A 5,556-nucleotide genomic window follows, 5' to 3' on the forward strand; every position below is an offset into this window, starting at 1 on the left:
TACTTTATTAATTCTTGAAAGGATTGTATTCCTTTCCTCCTCCTTCATAACCGGAGTTCTTGAAAAATTCCACGAAAGTCAGACGCATCGGATGTACCATGGCTCCCAACACGTTCATAAAGATATTGATGGCATGGCCGATGACAAAAATCAATACCATCACAATCGGACCGGCAATCACATTATCCGGGCTCATACCTACCGCCAAGCTGTTAAACACACTGGCCAGGATACCACCCGAAAGTCCTAAGGCAAACAGGCGGACATACGACAGGATATCACCCAACAAACCGGTAGCCATATTGTAGCTATCCCACAATCCCAAACCGATATTCACAAAAATATTCTTGTCAGGACTGTTATACAGATAAGCCATCAAGCCTCCTATAGCCAATAATATCAGATGTACCGTTCCTCCCATTGCCATCAGTCCGGGAGCAGCAAAAGCCACTGCCGTGCTGACCAGAATCAGAATCCAGCCAATAGTCGCAATCGCATACTTCACACCAAACTGAATAGTCTGGTTTACAGCCTTCAGTATCATACCAAAAATAATCTGCACACCTCCTAAAATCAGAGAAAGGTTGAACATTTGCTGGTTGTCCAGCGAAATGGTTTCCTTTAAAGTCTGGAAGAAAGGAACCTGAATGTCATACAGATTAAATCCAAAGCATGTACCCGTGAGTAAACCGCAAACCATTGTCGAAGCTCCTAAAATCTGCACCAATGTCAAAATGGGCTTCATTGAGGCGCTCAGTTTCTTGGCAAACAGACGATACAGGGTCACCGCCAACAACATGAACAAGCCATAGCCGGAGTCACCCAGACAGAGACCGAAAAACAACATAAAGAACGGAGCAAAGAACGGTGTCAGGTCCAGTTCATTATATTTCGGCAGCATATACAGACGCATAATGGGTTCAAACAGTCTGAAGAAGCCTTTGTTTTCCAGCAGAATAGGCACATCATCCTCCGGTGTCGGAGCAGCCATTTCATAATACACCTCCTGTGTATGAAGGTATTCAGTCATTTCCGGCAAACGTTCCGAAGGAATCCATCCTTCCAGCAACATCAATTTATTGTCGGCCAAAGCATCCGTACTGAGTACCACTTTCGAGAATTCAATCTGAGAATGTACCTGATGCTGGGCAGCTTTCAAATCAGGAATCACCGTGGCAGCCAAGTCTTTCAATTTTTCTTGAAGAGCTGCCTGTTGTGCTTTCAAATCAGACACCTTTGCTTGTAAAGCTGAAAGTGAACTATCCGGCAACTTAGCCGTTTCTACTTCCAGTTCCGGCAACACCACGCCTTTTGTCACAGTGACAAAATACATCTTCGAGCCACTCCGGTTAATGACTGTTGCGTGATACAAGTCTACCCATTCCGGCTTAAACTGCTTTTCGGAGCAAATATAAAAGCCCACCTGATAGCCTGCTTTACGCAAGCGGGATATATTTTGTGGCTCAAAATTCCCCCATGGTTCCAACGCAGCCAACTCTTTCTCGGCAGCCTGCACACGATGCGTAAGCTGCTGCGACTGTTGCAGCAACTCATCAGTTTGCTTCAAGGCCTGCTCTCCTCTGACCGCATCTCCTTCACGCACTTCAGCAGAAGCAGTTTCCATACCCTGCAGCAGTTTGATGGCCGAAGCATAACGTGCAGACAAACGGATGCTTTCCTGCAAAGCCGTATTCTCAGCACCTCCCTGTGCTTTTGTAGCTACATGCACCACTCCCAGGTCACGGATATTCTTCAAAAAGCAATCATACTCTTTATGGTATACCAAAAAAGTAACTTTTGTCATTTTTGCAATCATTCTTCCGCCTCCTTTCTTTTCTCCTGGATAGACTTCAAAATCTTTTGAGAGGATTTTGACAAGTTCTCCTCATCTTCCATAAAACGTTTGATTTTCCGCAAAGCGTCCTGATAACCCGGAATCTGCACTTTTTCAAAAAGGTTTACTTTCTGAGTCGTTTTCTTACGTGCATGTTCCAGCAAATCCAACTTGGCAAGAGCAAACTCTCTTTCAATGGCAGTCTGGGCAAGTTTTTTCAATAAATGAATACCGTCGGCATACCACTTCGGGCTACAGAACAAACTAAATGGCCGGATATCAAACTCCACCTCATCCAGCAACGGAACCCGGACACCCGCAATCTTCCGCACACCCAGATGCACATCTTTCACCCTTACCAATGAAGCGTCAAACTCATTCCAAAGGGCATGCATGTGCTCGTATGACGAGATTTGCGTTTCCAGTCGTTCCTCCAGTCCGGCAGCTTCTTCCTTGCAGCGTTTCACTTCCATGCGCAAGGCACTCTCCTTATTCTTAATGATAGGGAGCGTACGCACACGGACCTTCAGCTGCTTTTCAAGCTGTTGCAAAGAGGTCTTGTTATACTGAAATTTTATTGCCATTTTAAAGTCTTATAATTTTATTTCTTCCAATACTGATCTACGAACTCTTTCTTGATGTTCACTTCTTCCGGCTTGAAGTATTTGCTGAACAAGCCCCAGGTTACATCCAACATTTCTGTCGTATTCAAGTTCACATCAATAGCCAGCAGCTGATTGGCATAATCCTTGGCAAAGGCCAGCGCACGTTCGTCGTAGTTGGTCAGGTCGAAACCGTTTTCCATCTTCGTCTTGGCATTCGCCGCATCGGCATACAGACGTACAGCCGCATTCATCACCTGCGGATGATCCTTACGTGTCTTCTTACCACTTACCAGCTGTTTCAAACGTGACAACGAACGGAACGGGTCAACAATTACCTTACCGATATCACTGTCACGACGCAAGAAGAGCTGACCTTCTGTGATGTAACCGGTATTATCCGGAACTGCATGAGTGATATCACCACCGGAAAGAGTAGTCACCGCAATGATGGTAATAGAACCACCGCTCGGGAACTGTACAGCTTTCTCGTAAATCTTGGCCAAATCAGAATACAAAGAACCCGGCATAGAATCCTTCGACGGAATCTGGTCCATACGGTTAGACACGATAGCCAACGCATCGGCATACGAAGTCATATCGGTCAGCAATACCAATACCTTCTGGTTATGCTCTACGGCAAAATATTCGGCAGCTGTCAATGCCATATCCGGAATCAACAGACGTTCTACCGGCGGATTTTCTGTCGTATTCACAAAACTGATGATACGGTCCAGCGCACCGGCATTCGAGAATACGTTTTTAAAGTAAAGGTAGTCATCGTTTGTCATACCCATACCTCCCAGAATAATCTTATCTGTCTCTGCACGCAGAGCTACGTTCGCCATTACCTGGTTAAAAGGCTGGTCAGGGTCTGCAAAGAACGGAATCTTCTGTCCGGATACCAGCGTATTGTTCAAGTCGATACCGGCAATACCCGTAGCAATCAGTTCAGACGGCTGTTTACGACGTACCGGATTCACTGACGGACCACCAATTTCGACTTCAGTACCTTCTACTTCCGGTCCCCCATCAATCGGTTCACCGAAAGCATTGAAAAAACGTCCGGCCAGCTGGTCACTCACATTCAGCGTAGGAGACTTGCCCAAGAATACCACCTCTGCATTGGTCGGAATACCTTCCGTACCTTCAAACACCTGCAGAGTCACTTCATCTCCGGCAATCTTCACCACCTGCGCCAGCTTGCCGTTCACCATAGCCAGTTCGTCATAACCAACTCCTGTTGCTTTCAGCGAACAGGTAGCCTTGGTTATCTGGCTAATCTTTGTATATATTTTTTGAAAAGCTTTTGTCGCCATTTTCTACCCATTTATTGATTTCACTTATTTTACTTTTCTTTCGGCAACCAGCTCCTGCAACTGTTTCTGGAATTCCACATATTGCGGAGAACGGAACTGTGCATAGTTCATCTGCTTGCAGATATTGATCATCTTCTTGAAGAAGTCCATTACTTCCACGAAATTATCAAAACTGAAATCAGTATGGCAAATATCAATCACCATATTTACGATTTCTTCCTGACGTTCCATCGGAGTCACTGCATCCACTTCATCAAAGGCATCCTGCTGCAAAATGACAAAGTCAATCAATTCTGACTTCCAGAAAATCACGTGATATTCTACAGGCACACCGTCATCACCCAAGATGTTAATCTGTTCGGCAATTTCTTTACCACGCAACAGACGAGTCTTCAGTTCAGTCACCTTACCCGTCCATTCCGCATTGATATGCTCTGTGATATACGCTTCAAATTCAGGATACTCCAGATACTTAGAATAAGAATCAATCGGGTTTACAGCCGGGTAACGTTTACGGTCGGCACGTTCCTGTTCCAAGGCATAGAAACAGCGGGCTACTTTCTTCGTATTTTCGGTTACCGGTTCCTTCAAGTTACCTCCGGCAGGTGATACGGTACCGATAAAGGTAATAGATCCCGTCGATCCATTGTTCAGGTGTACATATCCTGCACGGCCATAGAAGTTAGAAATAATCGCTGAAATATCCATCGGGAAAGCATCCGGTCCAGGAAGTTCCTCCATACGGTTAGACATTTCACGCAAAGCCTGTGCCCAACGTGAAGTAGAGTCGGCCATCAGCAGAACTTTCAGCCCCATGGCACGATAGAATTCTGCCATTGTCATGGCAGTATACACAGATGCCTCACGAGCTGCAACCGGCATGTTAGAAGTATTTGCCACAATGATGGTACGTTCCATCAACTTACGTCCAGTATGCGGGTCCACCAGTTCCGGGAACTCCGTAAAGATTTCTACCACCTCATTGGCACGTTCACCACAAGCCGCGATAATTACGATATCAGCTTCCGCCTGTTTGGAGATGGCATGCTGAAGCACCGTCTTACCCGTACCAAACGGTCCCGGAATAAATCCTGTACCACCTTCTACAATCGGGTTCATTGTATCAATCACACGTACACCCGTTTCCAGCAGTTTGTAGGGACGCGGTTTTTCCTTATAATTGGTCATGGCTTTCTTCACCGGCCATTTCTGAATCATATTCACCGGGATGTCATTACCCTCTGCATCTGTAAGTACAGCTACGGTATCTTCAATTGTATATTCCCCTTCCTTTACTATAGACTTTACTTTATAAGTTCCCTGTAACTGGAAAGGTACCATGATTTTCAACGGCTGATGGTTTTCTTCCACTTCTCCCAGCCAGGCAGACGGCCCCACTTCATCACCCGCTTTTACAACAGGCTTGAACAGCCATTTTCTTTCCTTATCCAACGGATAAGTATACTGACCACGTTTCAGAAATACTCCCTCCATTTTATCGAGGTCATTCTGCAACCCGTCATAATTCTTCGAAAGCATGCCAGGTCCTAATGTTACTTCCAGCATGTGACCTGTAAACTCAGCTTCCGCACCCACTTTCAGTCCACGTGTACTTTCAAAAACCTGCACATACACATTCTTTCCCACCACCTTGATTACTTCGGCCATCAGGCGGTCACCTCCGGTCGAGATGTAGCAGATTTCATTCTGTGCCACCGGACCGTCGACTGTCAATGTAACCATATTGGCGATTACGCCTAAAACAGTGCCTTGTGTTGCCATTCTCTTTTATTGTTACTCT

At 45.7% G+C, this 5,556-nt stretch carries 4 protein-coding genes; all 4 read right to left on the bottom strand.

Annotated elements, in window-relative coordinates; all coding sequences use genetic code 11:
- Window positions 1-7 precede the first annotated feature (7 nt).
- From ACMJ0U_RS01805 to ACMJ0U_RS01820, 4 genes are read right to left on the bottom strand one after another with little or no spacing between them, the layout of a single operon-like run.
- Complete coding sequence (locus ACMJ0U_RS01805; protein ID WP_417127799.1) at window positions 8-1,816, bottom strand: V-type ATP synthase subunit I; 1,809 nt, start codon at window positions 1,814-1,816, stop codon at window positions 8-10.
- Complete coding sequence (locus tag ACMJ0U_RS01810) at window positions 1,813-2,418, bottom strand: V-type ATP synthase subunit D (protein ID WP_417127800.1); 606 nt, start codon at window positions 2,416-2,418, stop codon at window positions 1,813-1,815. The genes ACMJ0U_RS01805 and ACMJ0U_RS01810 overlap by 4 nt, the downstream gene beginning before the upstream one ends.
- Window positions 2,419-2,435: 17 nt before the next feature.
- The gene (locus ACMJ0U_RS01815; protein ID WP_417127801.1) at window positions 2,436-3,755 is read right to left on the bottom strand and encodes a V-type ATP synthase subunit B; all 1,320 of its coding nucleotides are present in this window, start codon (window positions 3,753-3,755) and stop codon (window positions 2,436-2,438) included.
- A 24-nt stretch (window positions 3,756-3,779) separates the two neighbouring features.
- Complete coding sequence (locus tag ACMJ0U_RS01820) at window positions 3,780-5,537, bottom strand: V-type ATP synthase subunit A (protein ID WP_417127803.1); 1,758 nt, start codon at window positions 5,535-5,537, stop codon at window positions 3,780-3,782.
- Window positions 5,538-5,556: the final 19 nt, after the last annotated feature.

The organism is Phocaeicola sp., from assembly GCF_048170425.1.
GTDB lineage: Bacteria > Bacteroidota > Bacteroidia > Bacteroidales > Bacteroidaceae > Phocaeicola.